This is a genomic window from Arthrobacter globiformis NBRC 12137 (assembly GCF_000238915.1).
Taxonomy (GTDB): domain Bacteria; phylum Actinomycetota; class Actinomycetes; order Actinomycetales; family Micrococcaceae; genus Arthrobacter; species Arthrobacter globiformis.
On record NZ_BAEG01000110.1, the window covers coordinates 20,005 to 44,810 of the forward strand.

Genomic DNA, 24,806 nt, shown 5'->3' on the forward strand with positions numbered 1-24,806 from the left:
GATACTCATGAGGGCTCAAGACGTCCGGTTGGACGACGCCGTGATCGACGAGCTGCGGCAACGCGCCAAAGACTTGGAGGCGTATTCCACTTTATGGGCCGGAGGACCAGCAATTGACTCATCAGGCTCAGCTGCCCTTTCCTCCCTGGTTGAACGACTGGCCAACATGTATCCGTACGGGGACGCAAAGTACATCGGCCAACTCCTTAAGCCCCCGCACCCTGTGGCTTGGGTTGCGCAGGCCATCACGGCACTGATAAATCCGAACAACCATGCCATGGACGGAGGCCCGGCCACCGCGGTCCTCGAAAAGGAAGTCGTGGCCAAACTTGCGGCGATGTTCGGTTATGAGGAACATTTGGGCCATCTGACCTCGTCCGGTACTATCGCTAACCTTGAGGCGCTCTGGGTTGCCAGGGAATTGCATCCAGGCAAGGTCATACTGTCCGGAACAAACGCCCACTACACCCACGAGCGTATGTGCCGGTTGCTCGGAACCCCGCACGAAACCATCACGGAAGATGACTGGGGCCGTCTTTCGATGGCGGATCTGAGGATTAGGCTGGCACGAGGCGGAGTCGGGACCATTGTCGTGACTCTGGGCACGACCGGTCTTGGCGCACTGGACCAAGTCCATGAGGCCGCGGACCTGGCAGCCGAATTCGGAGCCCGGCTACACATCGATGCAGCTTATGGAGGATTTCACACTCTCCTGGCCACTGGTCCGGAACCGCTCGTTGACTCTGCCCCATTCCTGGCCATACGCCGGGCGGATTCAATCGTCGTGGATCCGCACAAGCACGGACTTCAACCGTACGGATGCGGATCTGTGCTCTTCGCTGACCCGTCTGTCGGCAAGCTCTACTCGCACAGTTCCCCCTACACGTACTTCACTTCGTCTGACCTCCATCTTGGGGAGATCAGTCTGGAGTGCTCCAGGGCGGGAGCATCGGCGGCTGCATTTTGGACCACGGTTGAAGCTCTGGGATTGTCACGCGAGGGAATGGGATCGATTATCGCCGACGGCCGAAGGGCCGCACTACAGATAGCTGACATCGTCAGAGCCGCCGACGGTGCTGAGCTCGTGGTCGAACCCGAACTTGACATTGTTTGCGTCTTCCCTCGACGTCCTACCACCGGGCAAATATCTGCGGCAACAGAAGATGCGTTCGCGGCTATGGCCCAGGACGGCTGGCACTTGGCGATGTATCGGGTCGACAGCAAGTGGCTTGCGAGGAACCATCCATGGGTCGTAGTTGATAGTGACTACACCACTGTCCTGAGATCCTGTGCCATGAAACCCGAGCACCTCCAACTGGCCCAAGAATTCGGCCGCCGCCTCATTGCGTCGATGGAGCAACAGCCCTCACGGACAAGCTAAACGTGCAGCATTGTCGCCCGCGCTGGGCCGTGAATCCGGATTACCGCTGACTTCCCGCGCACGCCCTGACCGTGGCTGATTCAAACGCAGCTGGACGAGTACCTCAAGGAAATACAGGCATTGGGCGGGGCATCCAGATGCGGAGAGTCAAATTTCAGATACAGCGTCTAGTTCTGAAGAGCTTCGACGCTAACCGACTTACAACGAAGTGAGGAATTTCCCGTGCAGTTTCACCATCACGGTTATGTATCCGGGGACCCCCGGATCCAGCCGGCAGCAGGAGTCGGCATCAACCGGCCAGTTGAGCTTCCCAGCGAGGTCGACGTGCTGATCGTCGGAACCGGGCCCGCCGGCATGCTCGCGGCCGCGCAACTGTCCCAATTCCCAGGTGTCACCACGCGCATCGTGGAGCGCCGTCCCGGGAGGCTCGCCATTGGCCAGGCCGACGGCATTCAGACCCGCACAGTAGAGACGTTCCAGGCCTTCGGATTCGCCGAGCGGATCATCGCCGAGGCATATCGGATCACCGAGACGGCATTCTGGAAGCCCGACCCCACGGACCCCTCGCGCATCACGCGCATTGCCCGAACCCCGGATGACCCCGCCGACATCAGCGAATTCCCCCACCTCGTCGTTAACCAGGCCCGCGTGCTGGACTACTTCGCCGAGTTCATGGCCAATTCGCCCACACGGATGTCCCCCGACTATGGCTTTGAGTTTCGTTCCCTGAGCGTCGCGGAGGAGGGAGAATACCCCGTCACGGTGACCCTGGTCCACACCTCCGGCCCCCACGAAGGGCAGGAACGCATTGTCCAAGCCAAATACGTTATCGGCGCCGACGGTGCACGCAGCAAGGTCCGCGAGTCCATCGGCTGTACCCTCGCCGGAGACCAGGCCAATCACGCCTGGGGCGTCATGGATGTCCTGGCAGTCACGGACTTCCCAGATGTTCGCCTCAAGTGCGCCATCCAGTCCGGAACCGGCGGCAGCATCCTGTTGATCCCACGCGAAGGCGGCCACCTCTTCCGAATGTACGTTGACCTAGGCGAGGTGGACCCCAACAACAAGGGCGCCGTGCGCAGCACGTCCATCGATGAAATCATCCGCAAGGCCAACGAGATCCTCCACCCCTACACCCTCGACGTCCGCAACATCGCCTGGCACAGTGTGTACGAGGTGGGCCACCGGCTCACGGACCGCTTCGACGATGTCCTGCCCGAGGACCGCGGGGCACGGACCCCCCGGGTGTTCATCACCGGCGACGCCTGCCACACGCACAGCGCCAAGGCCGGCCAAGGCATGAACGTCTCCATGCAGGACGGCTTCAACCTCGCCTGGAAGCTCGGCCACGTTCTCGAGGGCCGCAGCCCTGAAAGCCTGCTGTCTACCTACGCCGAAGAGCGGCAGGTGGTGGCAAAGAACCTCATCGACTTCGACAAGGAATGGTCCACACTCATGGCCCGAAAGCCGGAGGAGTTAGAAGACCCCTCGGAGCTTGAGGACTTCTACGTCCGAACCGCCGAGTTCCCGGCCGGATTCATGACCGAGTACGCTCCCTCAGTATTGGTGGCCGCCCCTGAACACCAGCACCTGGCAACAGGCTTCCCCATCGGCAAGCGCTTCAAGTCCGCGCCTGTCGTACGGGTGGGTGACAGCAACCCGCTGCACCTCGGCCACCACGCAACGGCCGACGGCCGCTGGCGCATCTATGTCTTCGCCGATCCCGCGACACCCCAAACCCCGCGAACCGGAACCGCCTCACCGGCCGAAGAATTCGCCGAGTGGATTGCCAACTCATCCGAATCGCCGCTCGCCGCCACTCCGGAAGGTGCCGACCCCGACGCATGGTTCGATCTGAAGGTGATCTACCAGCAGGACCACATAAGCGTCGACATCAACGCCGTTCCCGCAGTGTTCAAACCCCAAGTAGGACCGTACCGGCTCACGGACCACGAGAAGGTCTACGCCACGGATCCCGTCTCGGACATCTTCGACCTGCGCGGCGTGGACCGCGGCGGCGTCATAGTGGTGGTCCGTCCCGACCAGTACGTGGCAAACGTCCTGCCGCTCACGGCAACGGCGGAACTGGGCGCATTCTTTGCACCCCTCATGCCGGACAAGAAGTCAGAGAAGCTTCCACCCGCTGCGCTGCCCGACACGCACACCCCGGCCGCCGTCCACATCAGCAACGGGCGTAAGGACGATCTCACTTTCTCAAAGTGACCGGTAAGCCCCTGATTCGCCAAGGCATGAGCCAAGGCGGACCGCAGGGTATTTTGAGCAAGGGCACCGGCAACAATCGGGTTGGTATGCGGGTCACTCCCCCAGCTTTACAGAATCATTATTATCGGCTCGCCACATCAGGTGGGGGAGAACCGTAAAGAGGCTCCTTGCAGCCTGTTATGCGTGTCACCGCGGAGCCCAGCGCGAACAGCTGCTCGAGGGCGAGATCCTCCTCAGGTCTGTCGTCCGGATCAAGACACTCCCGTTTCGGGAGCCACTGCAGGTCATCGGGAGTCTCGCCGTCGACTGGCCGCAGCCGCACAAAAGGCTCCAATAATGTTGTGCTCTTGCCAATGCGGTGCGGTTGTTCGATGGGCGGGATGCCAGTAAGAGCCATCGATCTGGGTTTCAATTGAGCCGCGGAAGAACGGAGGCAAGCCAGCAAAACGGTCGAGAGAGCCTCGGCAACAAGAATCCAGGCCATAGGAGACTAGGGACAGGGTATCTGCGCCCTGTCCCTGCCCCCTGACAACCCTTCAATCGGCCTTGGATCCAGTCATCATGTCAGGGAAGCCTTCGGCGACTCGTTAGCGCTGGAGCCATCGTCTGCGCCTAACGACTTGCGTTCAAGATTTGATTCTCAGGCCTTGCGTCTGCTCTGGCTCTATGGAGCTGAAATCTTCGGCTGGAGCAGCGTCCCGCGAAGGATAAGTTCGGTGCAGGACGAAGACACAGATTCCTGCAAGCAGGACGACAAATCCGTAAAGCTGGAATGTAAGCACTGGACTCGCACCAGCGGCGAACCAATAGCCCATGAGGAGAGGTACGAGGATGGCCACAATGCGTCCCAATCCAGTGATGAGCCCCACAGCTGCACCGCGAACAGCGGTCGGGTAGGTGTGGGGGATTATTGCGTTGAATGCCACCACGCCGCCCGCGGTGACCATGCCAACGAAGATGGTCGCGAGCATCGCCCACCCAGTGTCGAACAGGGCAGCGAAGGCAAAGAACGTCGGGAGCCCAAGGGCCATCAGCCCGGCAATCACCAGACGCGGATTGATTCGGGCGGACAGAGCTGCGAAGCCCAACGATCCCAGAATGCCACCCACTCCGGTGACGGATCCGACCAGTCGTCCGTCCGCGGCATTGCCGGTAGCTTGGGCAACCAACGTTGGCGTCCAGGAGTTAGCAAAATAGAAGGTGGCAATAAGCAAAACGTAACCCACCCAGAGGAAAATGGTGCGTCGAAGATAGACTCCGGAGAAGATGACACCGATGCCGCTTCGTCCCTCGTCAACTACCTCGATCTCGGGAAGCTCGCGGGAAATTGGTAACCCTAGTTGCCCGGCAATCCTATTGTACTTATGCAGCGCTCCTGCCGGACGTTTGGTTATCAAGAATTCAACGGATTCAGGCAAGAAAAAGAAGACCACCAGAAACATGATCATCGAAAGCAGCGCGGTGAAGAAGAAAGGACCATGCCAACCCCAAGTCTCAATTAACAGGCCAGTAGCGAGGCCTCCAACCAGCCCACCAAGTGGTAGCCCCACGCCGAAGATACCCATCACAGTCCCCCGGCGGCGGTCCGGAGCGAATTCTGAAACCAAAGTGTTCAGGCTTGGAACAATGGCTCCTAGCCAGATGCCTGCGAAGGCACGGAACGCTACAAGCGCCGTCATGTCGGTGGCCATCCCGGTTAAAGCCATCCCAAGGCTACCGAATAGTAGACATCCAAGGATATGGTTTCGACGCCCGATCCGGTCAGCAAGGCCGCCTAGAAAGGTCGCGCCTATTGCCATGCCAAGCAATCCAGCACTGAAAAGAAGCCCCACGGCCGCGCTATTCAATGACCACTCGGTGGCGAGGGTCGGAGCAACGAACGCCATGACTATGATCTCGTACCCTTCAAGGACCGCTAAAAAGCAACAAATTAATACGACACGGAATTGAAGGCCCGTCATACAGCCGTTCCTGATCCGCTCTCTCAGTTCCATTCCAAGCTCCTAACAGTCGAAAGTCTCAGTTCTTACTGATCCATTACTTCCACAAGCCGAGATTGGCTCGATGAGATGTGAATCACAAAATCTGCTTTTACAGGAGAGCACGTCACATGACGGTGACCTAAGCCGCCGTCCCATGCGGTGGAACCAAATGCAGCTGTCCGGCTGGCAAGGGAACAAGGATCTGTCACTGACCGGCCTGTCGGCGTAATTGTGTGGGGTCAAGGACTTTTTGGCCGGTCAGGTCCGTAACTTCGGCAAGCACCTCGTCCTGTTAGAAGCCAACCAGGCCAAATGCGATCTGAAGCAGGCCGGCGAGCAGGTCAAGGACGCTTTCAAGAAGGACTGACCAGGCCACGGCGAGTGGACTCTCAGCGAATGGGGCGCGTCCCCTTGCTTGCCCGCAATAGCAACGGGCAGGAAGGGGCAACGCCCTTCCGGTCTGTCAGCCAATAGGCCCGAGCGCATGGGCTTACGCGGACCGGACAGGCAAATGCCTTCCCGGGAGTTGGTACCCGCTATTTGTGTGCCCATTATCTCGCGCCGTACCGTGGAAAACGGAGCCCGGTGGCGAAGGTGTACGGCTGAGACCACGCGCATCTCACCCGGCCGCCGCCGGAGTTATAGCCTGGGGATCAACAATCAGTTCTTAAGGGACGGGAGTGGAAACTCACTCTTCATGTAGCATCTTGACGCGTCGAGTCATTACTGAGGCTAGGGCGCTGCCATGCACCGGGCCTCGGCGATTGCGTCGAGGACCCCCTTGATCTGCTTCACAACCTCGGCGTCGTCTTTTGGGTGGACTTCAGCGAAGCGGGCGAGCGAACCCGGGACTGCCAGGCTGACATCATTGAGGACTCTTGCGCCAGCAATGCCGATGGCCTTGCGGACTTCGTCCTGTGCCCAGATCCCTCCGTATTGGCCGAATGCAGCTCCAATTACGGCCGTCGGCTTGCCCTTTAACGCCCCTTCACCGTAGGGGCGTGACAGCCAGTCAATGGCGTTCTTCAAAACTGCGGGGATGGTGCCGTTGTGCTCAGGAGTGACAAGCAGCAGAGTGTCCGCTTTCTTGGTAGCGGCGCGCAGGGCTGCTGCGGCGGCCGGAACGTGGCCCTCGACGTCGATGTCCTCGTTATAGAAGGGAATGTTCCCAAGAGGCTCGTGGATGATTACGTCAACCTGTACCGGCGCGTTCAGCGCGATTGCTTCGGCAAGCTGCTGGTTTGTGGAGTTGGCTCGAAGGCTGCCGACCAAGATGAGGATGTTGTTGGTGGGCATTTTCACTCCTATAGGCGTACAGGCCGATTTCACTGCATGGGTTTGCGGAGCTAGCCCTTTCGGGAAAGCCAGCCGCTGGTAATCGATATTGTCGATCGCGGCTACGTTAGTACTCGCTCGTGACGCTGAACCACGAGTATGTCCCGTTCAGTGGGACGTGATTGGAGGGCTAGCGTAGCCCCGGGCCTCCGGGTTTGCCCGCCGGACAAGATAGGTGATTGGACTTACAAGCAGTGAGACGGCCCTGAAGTAAGTGGAGCGATGACCGCATAGGTCGCGCAGGCGGGGCCGGGTGGACGTCGCGCAGGCGGGGCCGGGTGGACGTCGCGAACGAGGGCAGAGTGGCTCTTGGTGCCTGCCCGCGTGGGTGATGCTCACCACGGATAGTCATATGATGTCAGTCACCATCGAAGGGAACATCATGGGCTGTTCCATCCAACGGGATTCCGGGCCGGTGTCCCATGTAGTGGACCTCACATAGCGATTTTCGGGGAGGCTATCCGTTTGAATGCAAGCGCAACCCATTCAGCGGTATGCATTTCTGACGATGACCTGGAGTTGATACGCAAATGACCATCCGTACCATTGAGACCGATGTCCTAGTCGTGGGCGCTGGCCCCACTGGACTAACGGCGGCACTCAGCCTGGCCACTCAGGGGGTGAACGCCATCACGATTTCGCGTTACCCAGGGCCTGCTCCCACACCCCGTGCGCACATCACAAATAAGCGGACGATGGAAGTTTTCCGTGATCTTGGAGTGGAAGCCAAAGTCAGGGAAGCCGGGTATCCCCTGTCCTGGCTGCACAACAACGTGTTCGCGACTACATTGGCCGGCAAGGAACTTGCCCGTTTTAAGAGCTACGGGGCCTCCGAAGAAAGGCTTTCAGACTACGCCGCCGCAGGCCCGCTCGAGCCCATCAACTGCCCGCAGCACAAGATGGAGCCCGTCCTGCTGCAAGGTGCCCGGGAGCAGGGAGCGGACGTGCGGTACTCGCAGGAGCTCGTTCATCTGGAGCAGACCGCCGAGTCCGTAACGGCCCGGATTCAAGATCGGGAGACGAAGGAGGAATACATCGTCCGCGCACAGTATGTGATTGCAGCCGACGGTGCGCGCTCTCCCATCGCCGAGCAGCTGGGCTTCGAATTCACCGGACAGGCCGGACTCAAAGGGATGGCTACCTGCTGGCTGGGCGTGGATCTTACAAAGTACGTAGAGCACCGGCCAGGCATCATCTATTCGCTGTCGGTGCCCGGACTCTTCGGCGCATCCGGACCTGGCAACATCAACAACGTGCGCCCCTGGGACGAATGGATGTTCGTATTCCCGTGGGAAGACGAGGAACTGCCCTCAGAGAGCCTGATCATGGAGAACGCCCGACGCGCGATCGGTGACCCGGATATTGACATCGAGCTGAAGGCTGTCACCAGGTGGTATGTCAACAATGTAGTAGCAACCAATTACCAGAACGGCCGCGTGTTCCTCGCAGGCGACGCCGCGCACCGCCACCCGCCCTACGGGGGACTGGGGACCAATACCGCAGTACAGGATGCGTACAACCTGAGCTGGAAAATGGCCTGGGTCTTGCAGGGCAAAGCCGGTCAAGGCCTCCTGGACAGTTACACAGAAGAACGTCAGCCCATTGGTGCGCAGGTGGTAAGCCGAGCCATCAAGAGTTGGCGCAACAGTTCAAACTATGTCCAAGCGCTGGGCCTTAAAGAAGGGCAGACGGCAGACGAAGCGTTGAAGGCCATGAACGAAATTTTCGACAACACCGCCCGTGGCCGCGAGAGGCGAAAAGAGTTCAAAGAGGCAGTTCATCTTGAGACTTACCGAGCCAACGCTCTCGGCGTCGAATTGGGCCAGCGCTACAATTCCAGTGCCGTCGTCAGCGACGGCACCCCTGCCCCTGAACCGAGCCGCGATCCTGAACTCTACTACGAACCCACGACACGGCCCGGAGCATACCTCCCTCACGCCTGGGTAGAACATGACCACACCCTGGTCTCCACGCTTGACCTGGTCGGCCACTCCCGTTTCAGCCTCGTCGTCGGCGCCGACGGACAGGCATGGGAAGACGCAGCAAATACGCTCAGCGCAGAGCTTGGAATCGAGCTGCCCATAATCCGCATCGGCCTTCGAGCCGAATACGACGACGTTTACGGAACATGGACAGATCTCCGCGAAATAGACGACGACGGCGCGCTGCTCGTCCGCCCGGACCGCCACGTGGCATGGCGCTCCCACCACGCTGGAGAAGCACCCGAAGAGACGCTAAGAGCCGCGCTCACACAGATCCTGGCACTCGATAACATGGCCATGACTTCCAGCGTTTCCTCATTCAGCGGCTCAACCGCCGGAGCCCTTGCCGGCCGCACCGACCAGTAAGGCAAAATAACAAACCCCCACCACAAACCACGGGCCACCGCGGCCTGACAATCAGGAAAATCCGGAACGTCGCCGGGACTGTCACAACACTCCCGGCGACGACCGAACACCACATGGTCGACACACGATCAAACCGGACAAGAACAGCAGCTGGCCCCAGCGGGTTCCCACCAGATGGCATCATTCCGGTCCGTCTTGCATTTCCTGGCCTAGGTCATGGCACTGGAAACCTGGCGCCTTTCACCGGGCGAATCCCCTCCTGGTCTAGGACTGCGGTCCCGCCAGCCTTGACAGTCCCCTCCTCGAAGGAGAGCACCTCTGGTTTGTTCCGTCAGGAGTCCGGAAAGGGGGGATGTCAGGGGACTGGACGTTTCTTGTATAGACGCGGAAAGGGTGACCGGCTATCTGTGCAGGCTAAAAGCCTGTTCCTCTATAACTGATGTCCCCGCCAAGTTTTCCTCCCCGGCCTCCAGTAGTCGCCACGGTAGGAAAAAGTCTGTCTTAGCTGCTGACAACGTGGTTCGAAAGCACGCCAATACCGGGTATCTCTACATCGATTATGTCTCCCGGAACGAGCCACTGGGAGTTTCCGCGGTCGGCGTACGATCCTGCCGGAGTGCCGGTGAAGATTACATCCCCTGGTGTTAGCTCTATGAACTGGGAGATGTGGTGAATCAATGCTGGGACGTCGTGGATCATCGACGAAACGGGAGCGTCCTGCATCGTCTTACCATTCAACTTGGAGGTGATTCGTAGCGTTGCCGGATCCGGAATTTCGTCTGCAGTCACCATCCAAGGCCCGAGAGCTCCAGAACGATTAAAGTTTTTTCCTGCTGTGGGTGTGGGCAAATTGCGCTGCCAGTCGCGAACGCTTCCGTCCTGGCCGATGGAGTAGCCGGCTACCGCATCAAGGGCTTCAGCCAAGGGAACTGCGAAGCACTTCTTTCCGATAATGACAGCCAACTCGGCTTCGAAATCCAGCCAGTCAGACACGGCAGGTCGGACCACTGGCTGGTTATGACCGGTCAAAGAGCTCCACACCTTGAGGAACAGAGCGGGAGCTGTGTCTTCAGTTGCTTGCGGAGTGCCAGTCCGTTCGGCCACCAATCGGGCGTGTTCTGCGTAATTCACGCCGACGCAGATTATCGCATTGGCGCCGATGGAGGGCGGGAGCATTTTTACTTCGTCGATGGAAAGCTGTTCGCCGTCGATAGGCGGCCGTTCAGCCTGTGCCTTCTCGATGTAGGCGCCCAGCAGGCACTGCTGACTCTGTCCCACCCATTGAGTTAAGTCCCGTATCGTTGCCCCCTCGACCACGCCAATACCGCGTTGCCCGTTGTCTCTCTCGTAGACGGCTACCTTCATGGTGGACCTTCCTGCTGGATCTCTTCGTGTTCGAAACATGTTTCGTAAGTGTTCAGATCGAAGCAGCTGGTGGGCCACAAGACCAGCAGTGGGTCCCACGGTGTGGGACCAATGGAATCAGCCATGCAGCCCTGCTCTTCGACCGATTACGACTCGGTTCCGCAGGATGGGATTCCCCCGTCGTCATTCAGGTTCTGACGGTGATTAACTGCCAGACGAGGTCAGGGCGTCCTTTCCTCGCATCAACACACTGGGTCGCGGATGGAGCGAGATTGCCCGTCGCCCACAACTGGATCAGGAGAATACATTGGCCCGTGTGCCTTATCGACAACGTTCCGACGCCCGCGATGATGTCGCGATCTACGACCGCTTGGAGCGCGAACGTAAGATTCCAACGCCGAACATCTTCCTGGCGCTGGCGCACGCGCCAGCCCAGCTTGATGGTCTATTGACTTACGCCAAGTCTCTGCGGGCGGCTGGTGAACTAGGTAAAGAATTACGTGAGCTGGCAATCTTGTCGATGTCCTATGCGCGCGGCGGAGGGTATATATCCGCCCACCATGAAAAGGATGCGATACAGGCTGGAATCACAGCCGAACAGCTGGCAGTACTTCGTCAGCAGGGCGATCCGACTTATGCGTTCAGCGCGCTACAAACTGCCGTGATTGAGCTAGGACGCAGTGTTGGTCTTGGCCGTTCTGTCACACAGGAGCAATGGGATGCAGCTGCGAAGCATCTTGACCACAAACAAATGGTTCAACTGACCATGACACTCTGCTGGTACATGCAGGGCGAGATCATGACGCAGATCCTTGATCTGGACACCGAACCGGACTACCAACCACAACTTCCCGCCGCGAAGACCTAGCTTCCGGGCAAGTCCAGCTTCTGAAGCGTGTCCTCCAATCACTGTGTCCAGACCCCAGCTTCGCTGAACTTGGACCCGAACCGCGGCGGACGCTCAGCCGTCTGGGCACCCGACCAGCTGGCCGGCAGCAATTTTCACGGGACGCGGATTGGATTATTTGGAGTTATTCCAGTGGACGGGACGCATTCCTGCGAGGAACCGATTCTGCGGCTTTAGCGTGGAGCCAGCCGAACAAAATGCGGATTTCAGATTTAGAGAAGGGGAACCAATGCATCATCAGGACACACTGAAGCAAGTCTCACTGGATGAGCGTGGCCTCGGTAAGGCCTATGTTCTCGCGCCGGGGGAAGGTGAACATTCACAGGCTAACAACAGTAGCCGTAGCCTCTGGGCACGCGCAGTCGATACCAACGGTGACATGTCCATCATCGTCAGTGAGGGCGACGAATCCGCACCCACAATGCCGCACTACCATGAGCGGACCTCCGAAGCGCTCTACGTGATTTCCGGAGTCATTCGGGTGTGGCTCGATGACCAGAAGGGCAACCGTTACATCCACGATGTCCACGCCGGTGAGTTCGGTACACTTCCGCGCGGGTGGATCCATGCCTGGGCATTTGCTGCACCAAACAGCAAACAGATTGGCATCATAGCGCCGGGCGGTTTCGAGCGGATTGTTGACTATCTGGATCCAAATAGGCCAACCACGATCGAGCAGCTGCGGGCCAGCGAGGACACTATCGACGTGCGTTGGATGCCGGACTATCCACTGTTTCAACTTTGCGAGGAAGCGGAGCGGCAGCGCACGGCTAACGCCGGATAGCTGTGGCAGTTGCTGGTGCTCGCAAGTCTCTGACAGACAAACAAAGGGGCAACGTGTCCGTACGCTTGGCTTACGACTCTAGGATTATCAACCAGTCCGGTCGTGCTCTTCTTTTTCTTGGAGCTTTAGGAGCTCATCGTGAAATGTGGACACCCCAGGTCGACGCTTTCACTGCATTAGGTATTAATTGGATAAGGGCTGACATTCGAGGGTTGGGAGACTCTGAAGTCGTGCCTGGGCCATACACGATGGGCGGCCTTGCAGACGACGTGATATCTCTGCTTGATGATTTAGATATCGCCACAGCAGATCTCGTCGGTCTTTCGCTAGGTGGTGCTGTCGCGCAACAGTTGGCGCTGCAGGCACCCGAACGCGTGGCCACACTTACTTTAATTTCGACGACCACCCGTTTCGGAGACAAGGCTGCATGGATCGAACGTGCGGCAAACATCCGGGCTGAAGGGACAACCGGCCTCGGCGCGGGGATCGCCGGGCGCTGGTTCACCGTGGACTATGGGCGACAAAACCCGGATGTCCTGTTGCGCGCGCAACGCTGGGTTACCGACACCGTCCCCGAAGGGTATGCCTCATGCGCCGAAGCGCTTGCCGAGTGGGATTCCAGCGAGAACATCGCCGCCATTAGCGCACCAACTCTGGTCATCGGCGGAGCCAGTGATCCGGGTATACCCCCATCGACACTCAAAAGCCTGGCGAACGGGATCGGGGGGGCGACGCTTGTTGTCATCGACCCGGGCGCCCACTTGGTGAACGTTGAGCAACCACAGACAGTCACCGGCCTGATCGCGGGGCACATCGGTCGCCTCACGGCGACTCCTAACAGAACGCGGATCTGCAGTCCGACGCAGGCCGGGCTGTAAAGACAACATTCGAAACTGAGACATGGTCGTTGGGCACTGTGAATCGGCCCAACCTTTGGAAGGCAGCAATGGGAAAATGGGGACCCGACGGCAAGCAAGCCGCGGTGAGCATCACCTTCGATAACCTCGGAGAGGCTTCAGACATCGAATTTGGCCGATGGCCAACACACGTCCCAGTGGGACGGCATCATAGTGTGGTGAGGGACCTGCCGGCCGTCCTGGAAGCTATCGCCGGCACTCGCGCGACGTTTTTTGTGGAAGCCTGGAACCTCCACGTCTATCCCGATGCGATCAAATCGATAGTGGATGCAGGGCATGAAATTGGCAGTCACGGTATGCGACACGAGATCTGGTGCAATCTGACGCCGGACCAGGAATACGACCACCTGCGACGCTGCGTCGACGACTACGCGCGTTTTGGCATCGAAATCAAGGGCCTCCGCCCCCCTGGCGGCATTGCTGCATCCAGTTCAAAAACCGTGCTTCCGGACTTGGGTTTGAACCACATTTCCTTAGTTGGGGTGCAAACAGGGGTAACAGACAATGGACTGGCTGTGCTCGAATCGGTGAACGCAGCCGCAGACGTTTCCTATTACGCGCCGGCCTTCGCGAAGTACCGCAACCATGAACCCGGCGACCACGTGGTCACCCCGGATGTCTATGTCGAAGGAATGCTGCGAGAAATTGAACACGTGGTCAGCGATGGGGGGTACATCTCCACGTTGTCGCACCCCTTCTACCTGTCCCCCACTCCGGAGGCAACAGATCCAGCGCGGGCAGCAGCTTTGAAAGAAGTCGTACGGCAGGTCACCGCGGACCCCCGGATCTGGGTAGCTACAACAAATGAAATTTCGACCTGGATGATCGAACACCGCGCCGATTTTTCTGAGACAGAGACACTCGATCCTCCCACCGATTGGAACCCTTCTTTCTACAAGGACATTCGGCGTTAGCATCGATACGGCTATGGTGGCGCCCACCTGACTAACCGAATGGGCGCCACCACACGATCGAGACACAGACCTTTGCTTCGGATTCCCAGGGCCGAAAGGGAGCCCGGTCCCCGATCGAATGCCCTTATTGAAGAACCGCGGCTGTTGCAATGGCGTTCTGGATACGGATCGTACGTCGGTTACACGGTCACCGGCAGGGCGTACGCGTGATTTTGATCGGAACTAGTCCCGGACGGTTAGCCGGCGCCGGGCTGCCTCGTTCTCCTCGAAAGCACGTTTGAGATAGGCCGCGCTCTCACGTACAGCACGATGGGAAGTCAGCATTGCGGGATTCGAGGACGAGCCAACACATCCAATCGCAACCGTAGTGCCTTCGCGAACCCTAACTGCAGCAGCTATACCCACGACACCCAATTGATGTTCCTCGTTTGAAACTGCGACCCCGGCGTTCACTATTCCCTCAAGGTGCCTGCGCAGGAGTGCGGGCTGCACTATGGTTTTGACGGTGTTCGGCACCAACAGGGCCGGATTGAGGTACCGCTCCCGCTCACTCGGCGGCAGGCTGGCTAGCAGGGCCTTACCTACGGCAGTGGAATGAAGGGGCAGCGCCCGGCCGATGAGTCGTTGAGCCCGCATCTGGGAAGTGTAGATTCCGTCAATTATGAGTGCGCTCCCATCGCTAAGCACGGCAAGCTGCGATGCCCCCGCGATGCGTTGTAGATCGAGCAGACGTGGCATAGCCAATGCACGCACCTCAGCCATAACGGGGTTGGCATTCGCGAGGGCGAGCATCTTGTTCCCGATCAAAAAGCCCTCCTCCGTGTGCTGGAGCATTCCGAGTTCCACGAGCTTCCAGGACATGCGGTGCACGGTGCTCTTAGCCAGGCCCGTTGACTCGACCAATTCGGTGAGCGTGACGGGCTTCCATGTGGCTGCACAAGCCTCCAGTATCGCCATGATGCGCTGGGCGAGAGGATCTCTGGAGGGACCAGAATCAACCTCAAACGTCTCTGCGCTTGTGGGAACTTCTTGCGGTGTTGAAGACAACTTTGACTCCAGTTAGAGACCAGAAAAACAATTTTCGTGTGATCGTTCCGTCGCTGGTACCACCAGCCATCTGGGCGAAACCCCAGCATATCTGGTTCCGAACCCTCCACTTGTTTCGCTTGCAGATATGGCGAACTGGCGCTGGTCGCAGTCCAGGTCTTTAGATCTAAATCGGCTTCTACCCGCAGGCCCCCCACGCTCCGGCGCAGTTATGAAGGCATTGCCTTTTGGCACTCCACGGGACAGCTGCTAGAAGCCATCGGATCCGGATCGTGGATAAAGGCTGGTCCAAACCTCAAAGCCTGATGCGGCGTCTATGAACTTACGTGGAAGAAGTCCATCGCGGGCAATCCATAAGCCTGACGCGTCTGGCATCACGTCGTCGACGACTCCCGTCCGATACAGGTGACCGCCAAGCCTGACCTCCACCCACTCCCCAGCCAGGGCTTGCCATTGGTCCGTGCAGTGCATGCTGTTACGAGCGGTGCCTTGGACAGCCATATGCGTCTTCCTTCCTGATGCGGTTGCTGAAATCTTCAAGGTGGGGGGTAGATGGTGCCGACAGGAGCAACCAAGGACTCCGTGGTTGGTGCCGCCGCCGTGCGCAAGTGAACATTTTGCTGCACGACGTTACGAGCATGAGCAGCTAGCTCGTGACTAATCAACCCCGGTATTACTAGATACAGGAATTGTCGGATTGGCACGGCATCAGTTCCATGGGGCGGGATTTTAAGGTCGCCGCCATGGGCAGCTTCACTTGCCGTCATTAAGAGCCGGCGACGTAACCGCGGTCAATCCGAAGTTAATCTGGAATGCCATGCATACGGCAATGGCGCCCAAACCCCGGCGGTAGTCCGCAGTCCTGCCCCGGAACGGAATGGATAAGGGCTTTGGCGCCCGCCGGCTCAATCACCCAGCACGTAGGTGTCCTGGGGAACGATTTAGCGATGACTTCGTGCTCGGAGTGCGCCTTTTGCGGTAACCGAGACAAAGCCTTCCGCGTTCCAGTGTGTGGGATCAGACTATTGTCCCGGGTGATCGTAGGACGATAGCGTCGTTCGAAATCGGACAGGCCGTGCAGCTCCGTTGACCGGTGATACCGCAGGAGTGACCCGGTCTATAAATTTCCGCGTTTCCGTTTGCACGGTTGACCTGCCGAATCTGAATTCGTATGTGACCGACCGATATTCTCCCGAGGACGAAGGATTTCATCATGGCCAATCAGAAACAAGTCGAAGGTGGCGAGCTAGTCGCGCGTACCTTGCGTGCCGCTGGGGTGGAGCAGATTTTTGCTCTTCACGGTGGTCACCTTGAGGGTTTTTACCGGGCTTGTGGTGCTCATGATTTGAAGTTGGTGGATTTCCGACACGAGTCTTCAGCCGGACACGCAGCGGAAGGCTACGCCCGAGTCACCGGTGAGCTCGGTGTGTGTGCCATTACGGCCGGCCCTGGATTTGCGAACGCGGTTCCGGCGATCCTTAACGCCTACGTAGACGGGTCACCCACGCTCTTCCTCATTGGCGCCCCTCCCCTCCGGGAGAAAGAGACCAATGAACTGCAGGGCGGCTTTGATCAGATGGCCATTGCTAAGCCGATGGCCAAATGGTCCGTGTCAATCACCAATGTTGAGCGCATCCCGGACCTTCTGGCCGCCGCCATCCGGCATGCCACCACGGGTCGCCGCGGGCCGGTAGTGGTGGAACTTCCGATCGACGTACTGCACATGATCACCACCGAGGATCGTGTCAAAAAGCCAACAGGTTTGCTTGTCCGCCCGCGCCCGGCCGCTGCACCCCGGGAACTGAACGAGTTCAAGGACCTGCTGCTCGCTGCGAAGCGCCCAGCCATCATTGTCGGCGGCGACGCCCGCTTCTCCAACTGCGAGGCAGCACTGCTCGAATTTGCCGACAACTCGGGCATTCCTGTCTTTTCTTCCAAGCGCGGTCTCGGCTTGCTTCCCTCCGGACACCGTAGCGAGGGTCACGAGGCATCCAACCTCGCGGGGCTTAGCGCTAACGGATCTGCGGGCCCGGACCTGGTTGTCCTTGCCGGCACCCGCCTGGGTCTGTTCCTAGGCGGCAGCGGCTTCGGTGTCATACCGGAGGACGCGAAGATCGTACAGATCTACAGTGACGCGGGAGAAATCGGCCGCATTAGGGATGTTGACTTGGCCATCGCCGCCGATGTCCGCACGGTGTTCGAAGGGCTGAACGGGACGATCGCGAAAGACGAGTACCCGGTATGGGACGAATGGCGGAGCCTGGCGGTTTCGCTTCAGCACCATCACGCGGCAAGTTACCCCGAAACAGAAAATGAGCGAGGCATCCACCCGTTCCATGCAGCTGCTGCCCTCTCGGAAGTGGCAGGTCCGGAGGCTGTGTACGCAATTGACGGAGGCGAAGCCGGCCAGTGGGCGGCGCAGCAGGCTCGTACCAGCGGACCAGGCCGTGTCATCACCACCGGCTACTTCGGAGGCCTGGGTGTCAGCCCCGGTTATGCCATAGGCGCCCAGATCGCCGCACCGGAGCGTCGAGTGGCAGTGGTCACTGGCGACGGCAGCTTCGGGTTCCACCTCCAGGAACTGGACATCATGGTCAACCGCAACCTACCGATCGTGACCTTGATCCTCAACAACGAGGTCTGGGGAATGTCCATTCACGGTCAACAGATCATGTACGGCAAGGACTACAGTGCCATTTCTGAACTTCCCGGACGCAATTACGCTGCCATCGCCCGGGCCTTCGGCTGTCATGCAGAACGCGTGACGTCATTCGACGATCTAAAACCCGCCCTGGAACGCGCATTCGAAGCCGGAATCCCCGCAGTGGTTGAAGTCATGACCGACCCGGAAGTCGTCAGCCCCGGACTGATCAACATGTTGGGAACAGTCGAGGACGAGTCCCAGCAGATCATGGTCCCCTATTACGAAAACATCCCCCGCTAAAACCAGCCCATTTGCAGGCTAACCGGGAAACAGCGATACCCGGCATTTACTACTGCCAGAGATAGGAACCCATCATGACCCTGAAAATTTCCACGGATCGACTCGCGGGCAAAGTCATCGTCGTCACCGCTGCCGCTTCCGGTATCGGTCGCGCCACGACCGAGCGGTTGCTTGCCGAAGGAGCAACCGTGCTCGCCTCCGATCTGAACGTCACGGCACTGAAGGAAGCATTCGCGGACCTCGACGTCCCGGCTGAGCGCCTCCGGCTCGATGAACTCGATGTCACCGACTACAACGCCATACAGGACTATTTCCGCACCATTGCTACCAACTACGACGGAGTTGATGGACTCGTAAATAATGCCGGTCTCGGCTCCTGGGGTTCGGTGGAGAACCTGGAAGTCGAACGCTGGCACGCAGTTATCGCCGTCACGCTCGATTCCGTTTTCTACATGGCAAAGGAAGCCATGCCCCTGCTGAAGAAGGCTCGGGGAAGCATCGTGAACACCTCCTCGATCTCAGGCATGTTCGCAGACAACGGATTCGCCGCGTACAACGCCGCGAAGGCCGGCGTGATCAACCTGACCAAAACCTTGGCACTCGACCACGCCATGGATGGGGTGCGGTCCAACGTCGTCTGCCCCGGCCTCACCGACACCCCCCGTGTCAAGTGGATGCAACAGTCCGAGGAAATCGCTTCGGAATACGACCGCCGCATCCCCATGAAGCGTGCAGGAAAACCCGAGGAACTCGCCTCAGTCATCGCATTCCTCCTCAGCGAGGAAGCATCCTACGTCACCGGCGCGACCATTCCCGTCGACGGCGGACTGACCGCCGGTACCGGCCAACCCCAATTCCTGCAGCTACTCCCCAACCGTAAGTAAACGGCGACTCCCCCAAGAGCCAAGTAAATGTGTTGCGCCATCTGTGAAGGTGAATTCGTAATGAAATGCGATGCGGACCTGAACCAATAGATTCTCCGTCCCATGGTGACCATCTAATTCACGGATGGCGCATCACAGCTGACCTGGCATGCACATTGGTTCGCACTCCAGCAAACGCGTCACGAGCCGAGATCAAGGGCGACAGCGCACGCCGTGGCTAACTCCGGACATATTCAAGGACCCACCCTTTGGGCTTCCTGTCGCACCAACCTCCTTACCCGAAGTTCGCCCGACCCTTCGAATCACAGCCGTGCCATGCACCCGAGCCCAAGGAGACAACGACGTGTCCATTGATGCAGTTACAGCCAGCGACAACTCTGCAGCTACCGCGCTGACCGAAGCCGAGATCTTCGACGCCCACCAGGGCGGCAAGCTCTCCATCGCCAGCACGGTCCCGCTGTCCAACAAGCGCGACCTGTCCATCGCCTACACTCCGGGTGTGGCTGAGGTCAGCCGTGCCATCCACGCCAAGCCGGAACTTGCCCGCACCCTGACCTGGGCCGAGCGCCTGGTGGTCGTGGTCAGCGACGGCACCGCCGTCCTGGGCCTGGGCAACATCGGCGCCAGTGCCTCGCTGCCCGTGATGGAGGGCAAGTCCGCCCTGTTCAAGACCTTCGGTGACCTCGACTCCATCCCCCTGGTGCTCAACACCACGGACGTGGACGAAATCGTCGAAACCCTGGTCCGCCTGCGCCCCAGCTTCGGCGCCGTCAACCTCGAGGACATCTCCGCGCCGCGCTGCTTCGAGCTTGAGGAAAAGCTCATCGAGGCGCTGGACTGCCCTGTGATGCACGATGACCAGCATGGCACCGCCGTCGTTGCCCTCGCCGCCCTGACCAACGCCGCCAAGGTGACCGGCCGCGAACTCGCCAGCCTGCGGGTGGTGGTCTCCGGCGCAGGAGCGGCGGGCATCGCCGTCGCCGAAATCCTGCTGGCCGCCGGCATCACCGACGTGGTCCTGCTGGACTCCCGCGGCATCATCAACTCCGGCCGCAAGGACCTCGCCGCGGACCCGGCCAGCAAGAAGGCAGGCATCGCCGGGCGCAGCAACCCCCGCAGCGTGGAAGGCGGCCCCGCCGAGGCCCTCGCCAGAGCCGACGTCTTCATCGGCGTCTCCTCCTCCAAGCTGGCCGAAGAGCACCTCGCCCTGATGAACCAGGACGCCATCGTCTTCGCGCTCTCCAACCCGGACCCCGAGGTCCTGCCCGAGGTCGCCGTGAAGTACGCCGCCGTCGTGGCCACCGGCCGCAGCGACTTCCCCAACCAGATCAACAACGTCCTGGCGTTCCCCGGCATCTTCCGCGGCGCCCTGGACGCCGGTGCCCGCCGCATCACCCCGGCCATGAAGCTGGCCGCCGCCTACGCCATCGCCGACCTCGCCGCAGAACATCTCTCGGCGGACTACATCGTGCCCAGCCCGCTGGACCCGCGGGTGGCCCCGGCAGTGACCGCAGCCGTCGTCGCCGCCGTCGAATTGCAATAATTCCGCGTTGTCCGCGGCTGAGATTCGATTGCGGCCGGCTCGCTGGCAGAAGGCCGCCGCGTTCGCCGTCGGAGAATCATGAACTCCTGGTCAACATGCGATGCATGACAACGACACACTCCAAGAAAAGGAAAAGAAATGAGCCAGACCGCTCCGACTTCCATGGAAGCTCCTCCAAACAGGGCTCGGCGCGCAGTCGTCGGTGCTGGCGTTGGCACGTTCGTCGAGTATTACGATTTCATCATCTACGGCTTTATGGCCGCCGCGATATCGCACGAGTTTTTCCCCACTGGTGATCCGATGGCCTCGCTGCTGCTGACCTTCGGTGCTTTCCTTGCGTCCTACCTCATTCGGCCGCTCGGAGCGGTCATCCTCGCACCACTCAGCGACAAGTATGGTAGGCGGCCGGTGCTCGCTGCCGTCATCCTCTTGATGACCCTTGCAACAGCCGGAATTGGGCTGCTCCCGACCTATAGCCAGATCGGCGTCTGGGCCCCCATTCTTTTGACAGTAATGCGCCTGCTCCAGGGCCTGTCTGCGGGAGGCGAGTATGGCAGTGCTGCCTCCATGGTTGCCGAATTCGCACCCGCGCAGCGTCGTGGTTTCTATCTCGGCTTCATGACCCTGGCCATTGGCATGGGGATGCTCGGAGGTTCCGTTGTGGCGACCCTCTGTACCAAAGTCATGCCTTCTGACATTTTCGAAAGCTGGGGTTGGAGGATCCCGTTCCTGGTGGCGTTGCCGGTGGGACTCATTGGTCTGTACATTCGTTCCAAAATTGAAGAGACTCCACACTTCCAGGAACTAGCGGCGCAAGGCCAGATCAAAAAGACTCCGTTGGCCACCGCGTTCCGGCGTGACCGGAAGAATCTACTGATCGGAGTTGGCCTCGCTGGGGTGCAGACCCTCTCGCTCGGGGTTTTCGCTGTTTATGCAACTTCATATCTCACAGTTGTGCAGGGTTTTAACTCCGGTGATTCCCAGATCGTCGCTTTGATAGGCCTGAGTACGTTCTGTGTAGTCACCGTGCCGCTTGGGCTTGCAGTGGACCGTTTCTCACGCCGCACGTTACTGCTTTTCACTTCCGGCGCGATCGCCATTTGGTTTGTTCCGGCGTTCATGATGTTCAAATCAGGAAGCCTGGCCCTTGCAATCCTCGCCGTGGTCATCGCTCTGGTGCTCGCTTCGCTGAACATGACAGCTGCGGCGACTGCCCTGATGGAGATGTTTGCGACAGACACTCGCACCACTGGCGCGTCGGTGGGTTGGCAAGTGGCAACGAGCCTTTTCGGCGGACCTACGCCGCTGATAATGACGGCGCTGGTTGCGACCGGTATCGTTCTCCTTCCCGCGGTGTATGGGGCGGTTATCGCATTGCTGTGTTTGGTCTTCGTGCTCTTCTCCAGGGATGCCGGTCAGAAAGAGCTCAAAGTATCCGGTGACCAGTAAGTAAGCCATAGCTGCCCGCGTTCCGTTCCGGTCTATGACTCCTCGTTCTCGGCATGTCCGCACACAACGGAGTCGCTGTCTGCTCTGCGGCGCAGGCAGTCAGATGACCCCGCCCTAGACTTTTTGCTCGACCGCCCTGGAGTGTGATGAAGCGTGCAGGAAAAGCCAGAGGAACTCGGGGCGGTTATCGCATTGCAGCTGGCGCGCCCCTTAGGTGGTTTAAGTTGTCCTATCTTTCTGAGGAGGTCGGCGCAGGCAATGAACATACATCGCTCCATTTCGACCGCCGACAAGATCGTTGCTGACATTCAGCAAGGTTTGCGTTCCGGGCGTCTTAAGCCTGGGCAAAGGCTGCCCGAACCAGATCTGATGCGCCGCTATGGTGTCAGTCGAGGTCCCACTCGCGAAGCCATTCAACGGCTCCATGCGGAAGGCGTTCTGTCACTGAGTAGGAATAGGGGAGCGGCAATACGGGAGTTCTCGCGTGAAGAAATGATTGACGTTCTTCAGGTCATCGAGGCGATGGCGGGCCTCGCGGCTCGTCTCGTCGCATCACGGATCCACATGCCCGGATGTCGGACCTCCTTCCAGGCCAGCCTTGGAGAACTCCTTGCCCAAGAAGAAGGCTCTAGCTTCAAAGCGGCGATCCAAGCTCGTGACGACTTCTTCAGCACGCTCATGAGGTTAAGCGGAAGTCTCGAGCTCAACCGGGTCTTCCCAATGATGCAGCTGAGGATCATCCGGCTGCAGGTGCCCGATTCCGATGTCGAGCAAACCCGCTTCGCTGACTACCGGACGATAGGCCGAGCAGTATTGGCCGGAGATGCCAATGCTGCGGAACAGGCAACGCGCCAACATCTGCGCACGGCGGTCGACGTTCTAAAGCGCGTTCCTCTTTAGTAGGAAGACGGCGGTTCGCATTCAAGGTTCTCAAACACTTCGAATTAGGGCCGCTTCAAGATTAGGAGGGCTCCGTTAGGACTAAGCCGGGAACCGGGTTGGCCCGGGGCGGCGGCGCTGAAGGAGCCCCCTTTTACTCCTGGGGTGCCCACTCCCCCCGCTTTGGGCACCCGTGCTAACGTCATCAGCTCGATGTCGACTCAGTTCCACCGGGCAGCTCTAGCGTAGCTGGAGCCTTCGCGAGTGTCCGACTAGGTGAGCCGGTATGCGAATGTTGAGGTCAGGGGCAGAATCGACTGTTTCCGCGGCGGAGCCGCCGTGTTTCTGGGTACAAACACACGGCGGCTCCGGGCCCTAATTGCTGTGCTGCTGCCACGGACGTTTTTACGTGGCGTAGGGGTCGGCGATGCCGATGTACTGGGTGTAAAGGTATTCCTCGATGCCTTCGAGGCCGCCCTCGCGGCCCAGGCCGGACTGCTTGACGCCGCCGAAGGGTGCTGCCGCGTTGGAGATGACGCCGGCGTTCAGGCCGAGCATGCCGGTCTCGAGTTTTTCGCCCATCCGGATGCCGCGGTTCAGGTCCTTGGTGAAGACGTAGGCCACGAGCCCGTATTCGGTGTTGTTGGCCAGCCGGACCGCGTCGTCTTCGCTGCTGAACGTGGTGATCGGGGCCACAGGTCCGAAGATTTCCTCGGACAGGATCCGAGTGCCTTCGGTGACTCCGGAGAGGATGGTGGGCTGGTAGAAGTAGCCCGGTCCTTCCACCGGTCCGCCGCCCACGACGGCCGTGGCGCCGGACGCGACGGCGTCGGAGACCAGCTCGTGGACCTTATCCCGGCTCTTGGCATCGATCAGCGGGCCCACCTTGGACTCCGGCTCAGTGCCCCGGGCGGTGGTCATCTCTTTCATTTTCGCGGCGAACTTCTCCGCGAACTCCGCAGCGACGGACTCGTGGACGATGAAGCGGTTGGCCGCGGTGCAGGCCTCGCCCATGTTCCGCAGCTTCGCGAGCATGGCGCCGGCGACGGCGGCGTCCAGGTCGGCGTCTTCAAAGACGACGAACGGGGCGTTGCCGCCAAGTTCCATGGAGGTGCGTAGCACGGTCTCGGACGCGTCGGAGAGCAGGCGGCGGCCCACCTCGGTGGAACCGGTGAAGGAGAGCTTGCGGAGCCGGGAGTCTTTGATCAACGGCCCGGTGGTGGCGCCGGCACTGGTGGAAGCGATGACGTTCAGGACGCCGGCAGGCAGCCCGGCCTCCTGCATAACTTCGGCGAACAATTGTGAAGTCAGCGGGGTCAGCTTGGCCGGTTTGAGGATCATGGTGCAGCCTGCAGCGACCGCGGGGGCGATCTTGCGGGTGGCCATGGCCAGCGGGAAGTTCCACGGGGTGATCAGCAGGCAGGGACCAACCGGCTTCTTGGTGACCAACAGCCGGGACTTGCCATCCGGGGACAAGGAATAGCGGCCGAAGGCACGGACGGCTTCCTCGGAGAACCACCGGAGATACTCAGCGGCGTACGCAACCTCGCCGCGGGCTTCGGCCAGCGGCTTGCCCATTTCCATGGTCATCAAAAGCGCAAAATCCTCTGCGCGCTCGGTGACAAGTTCAAATGCGCGGCGCAGAGTCTCTCCCCGTTCCCGGGGCGGAACTTTTGCCTAGGACTCCTGCGCGGCAGCGGCGGCGTTAAGCGCCGCGGCGCCGTCCTCGGTACCCGCGTCGGCAATACTCATGAGGACCTTGCCCGTTGCCGGGTCCTCTACATCGAATGTTTTGCCCGATGCTGCCGGAGTCCATTTACCGTTGATAAGGAGGCCGGTGGGAACGGAATCCAGGAGGTCAGATTCTTTCATGGCGGGAACAGACATCTTTTTTCTTCCTGTTG

General features: G+C 59.7%; 16 protein-coding genes and 1 pseudogene. 12 read left to right on the forward strand and 5 right to left on the reverse strand.

What is annotated here, in order from left to right; all coding sequences use genetic code 11:
• Nucleotides 1–7: 7 nt before the first annotated feature.
• Both ARGLB_RS20365 and ARGLB_RS20370 read left to right on the forward strand, forming a co-directional pair.
• Nucleotides 8–1,381 (forward strand): pyridoxal phosphate-dependent decarboxylase family protein, encoded by a 1,374-nt coding sequence (locus ARGLB_RS20365; protein WP_003805986.1) that lies wholly within the window; start codon nt 8–10, stop codon nt 1,379–1,381.
• Between the two features lie 222 nt (nt 1,382–1,603).
• Nucleotides 1,604–3,604: an FAD-binding monooxygenase gene (locus ARGLB_RS20370; protein WP_003805987.1), complete on the forward strand. Its 2,001-nt coding sequence runs from the start codon at nt 1,604–1,606 to the stop codon at nt 3,602–3,604.
• A 626-nt stretch (nt 3,605–4,230) separates the two neighbouring features.
• Here ARGLB_RS20370 and ARGLB_RS20380 read toward each other — a convergent pair.
• Both ARGLB_RS20380 and ARGLB_RS20385 read right to left on the reverse strand, forming a co-directional pair.
• Entirely contained in the window at nt 4,231–5,598 is a 1,368-nt protein-coding gene (locus ARGLB_RS20380; protein WP_003805989.1) for an MFS transporter, read from the reverse strand.
• A gap of 720 nt (nt 5,599–6,318) precedes the next feature.
• The gene (locus tag ARGLB_RS20385; protein WP_003805990.1) at nt 6,319–6,882 is read right to left on the reverse strand and encodes an NAD(P)H-dependent oxidoreductase; all 564 of its coding nucleotides are present in this window, start codon (nt 6,880–6,882) and stop codon (nt 6,319–6,321) included.
• Nucleotides 6,883–7,451: 569 nt separating this feature from the next.
• On the opposite strand from ARGLB_RS20385, the gene ARGLB_RS20390 reads away from it, so the two are divergent.
• Entirely contained in the window at nt 7,452–9,269 is a 1,818-nt protein-coding gene (locus ARGLB_RS20390; protein WP_003805991.1) for an FAD-dependent monooxygenase, read from the forward strand.
• Between the two features lie 501 nt (nt 9,270–9,770).
• Here the strand turns inward: ARGLB_RS20390 and ARGLB_RS20395 are convergent.
• Entirely contained in the window at nt 9,771–10,634 is an 864-nt protein-coding gene (locus tag ARGLB_RS20395; protein ID WP_003805992.1) for a fumarylacetoacetate hydrolase family protein, read from the reverse strand.
• 316 nt (nt 10,635–10,950) lie between these two features.
• Between ARGLB_RS20395 and ARGLB_RS20400 the strand changes: the two genes are divergently transcribed.
• From ARGLB_RS20400 to ARGLB_RS20415, 4 genes are all read left to right on the forward strand, one after another.
• Nucleotides 10,951–11,502 carry a carboxymuconolactone decarboxylase family protein gene (locus ARGLB_RS20400; protein WP_050934436.1) on the forward strand — a complete coding sequence of 184 codons (552 nt, stop codon included), beginning with the start codon at nt 10,951–10,953 and terminating at the stop codon, nt 11,500–11,502.
• Between the two features lie 268 nt (nt 11,503–11,770).
• Nucleotides 11,771–12,325 carry a quercetin 2,3-dioxygenase gene (locus ARGLB_RS20405; RefSeq protein WP_003805994.1) on the forward strand — a complete coding sequence of 185 codons (555 nt, stop codon included), beginning with the start codon at nt 11,771–11,773 and terminating at the stop codon, nt 12,323–12,325.
• Nucleotides 12,326–12,378: 53 nt separating this feature from the next.
• The gene (locus ARGLB_RS20410; RefSeq protein ID WP_280959917.1) at nt 12,379–13,203 is read left to right on the forward strand and encodes an alpha/beta fold hydrolase; all 825 of its coding nucleotides are present in this window, start codon (nt 12,379–12,381) and stop codon (nt 13,201–13,203) included.
• A gap of 104 nt (nt 13,204–13,307) precedes the next feature.
• Nucleotides 13,308–14,156, forward strand: coding sequence for a polysaccharide deacetylase family protein (locus ARGLB_RS20415; RefSeq protein ID WP_175305039.1), 849 nt, complete (start codon nt 13,308–13,310; stop codon nt 14,154–14,156).
• A 222-nt stretch (nt 14,157–14,378) separates the two neighbouring features.
• On the opposite strand, the gene ARGLB_RS20420 is transcribed toward ARGLB_RS20415, so the two are convergent.
• Complete coding sequence (locus tag ARGLB_RS20420) at nt 14,379–15,203, reverse strand: IclR family transcriptional regulator (RefSeq protein WP_139023432.1); 825 nt, start codon at nt 15,201–15,203, stop codon at nt 14,379–14,381.
• A gap of 1,213 nt (nt 15,204–16,416) precedes the next feature.
• Between ARGLB_RS20420 and ARGLB_RS20430 the strand changes: the two genes are divergently transcribed.
• The 5 genes from ARGLB_RS20430 (at nt 16,417) to ARGLB_RS22950 (ending at nt 22,923) form a co-directional block, all read left to right on the forward strand.
• Complete coding sequence (locus ARGLB_RS20430; RefSeq protein ID WP_003806000.1) at nt 16,417–18,147, forward strand: thiamine pyrophosphate-binding protein; 1,731 nt, start codon at nt 16,417–16,419, stop codon at nt 18,145–18,147.
• A 74-nt stretch (nt 18,148–18,221) separates the two neighbouring features.
• Nucleotides 18,222–19,031, forward strand: coding sequence for a meso-2,3-butanediol dehydrogenase (gene budC / locus ARGLB_RS20435; protein WP_003806001.1), 810 nt, complete (start codon nt 18,222–18,224; stop codon nt 19,029–19,031).
• A gap of 343 nt (nt 19,032–19,374) precedes the next feature.
• Complete coding sequence (locus ARGLB_RS20440; RefSeq protein ID WP_003806002.1) at nt 19,375–20,574, forward strand: NAD(P)-dependent malic enzyme; 1,200 nt, start codon at nt 19,375–19,377, stop codon at nt 20,572–20,574.
• A 138-nt stretch (nt 20,575–20,712) separates the two neighbouring features.
• Entirely contained in the window at nt 20,713–22,023 is a 1,311-nt protein-coding gene (locus tag ARGLB_RS20445; protein WP_003806003.1) for an MFS transporter, read from the forward strand.
• A gap of 258 nt (nt 22,024–22,281) precedes the next feature.
• Nucleotides 22,282–22,923: a GntR family transcriptional regulator gene (locus tag ARGLB_RS22950; protein WP_003806004.1), complete on the forward strand. Its 642-nt coding sequence runs from the start codon at nt 22,282–22,284 to the stop codon at nt 22,921–22,923.
• 384 nt (nt 22,924–23,307) lie between these two features.
• On the opposite strand, the pseudogene ARGLB_RS20455 reads toward ARGLB_RS22950, so the two are convergent.
• Nucleotides 23,308–24,789 (reverse strand): annotated as a pseudogene (locus ARGLB_RS20455) (NAD-dependent succinate-semialdehyde dehydrogenase).
• Nucleotides 24,790–24,806: the final 17 nt, after the last annotated feature.

Coding starts and splice junctions, on each gene's coding strand:
- ARGLB_RS20390 (WP_003805991.1), top strand. CDS start 7,452: ATGACCATCCGTACCATTGAGACCGATGTCCTAGTCGTGGGCGCTGGC.
- ARGLB_RS20405 (WP_003805994.1), top strand. CDS start 11,771: ATGCATCATCAGGACACACTGAAGCAAGTCTCACTGGATGAGCGTGGC.
- ARGLB_RS20395 (WP_003805992.1), bottom strand. CDS start 10,634: ATGAAGGTAGCCGTCTACGAGAGAGACAACGGGCAACGCGGTATTGGC.
- ARGLB_RS20385 (WP_003805990.1), bottom strand. CDS start 6,882: ATGCCCACCAACAACATCCTCATCTTGGTCGGCAGCCTTCGAGCCAAC.
- ARGLB_RS22950 (WP_003806004.1), top strand. CDS start 22,282: ATGAACATACATCGCTCCATTTCGACCGCCGACAAGATCGTTGCTGAC.
- ARGLB_RS20365 (WP_003805986.1), top strand. CDS start 8: ATGAGGGCTCAAGACGTCCGGTTGGACGACGCCGTGATCGACGAGCTG.
- ARGLB_RS20380 (WP_003805989.1), bottom strand. CDS start 5,598: ATGGAACTGAGAGAGCGGATCAGGAACGGCTGTATGACGGGCCTTCAA.
- ARGLB_RS20430 (WP_003806000.1), top strand. CDS start 16,417: ATGGCCAATCAGAAACAAGTCGAAGGTGGCGAGCTAGTCGCGCGTACC.
- ARGLB_RS20445 (WP_003806003.1), top strand. CDS start 20,713: ATGAGCCAGACCGCTCCGACTTCCATGGAAGCTCCTCCAAACAGGGCT.
- budC (WP_003806001.1), top strand. CDS start 18,222: ATGACCCTGAAAATTTCCACGGATCGACTCGCGGGCAAAGTCATCGTC.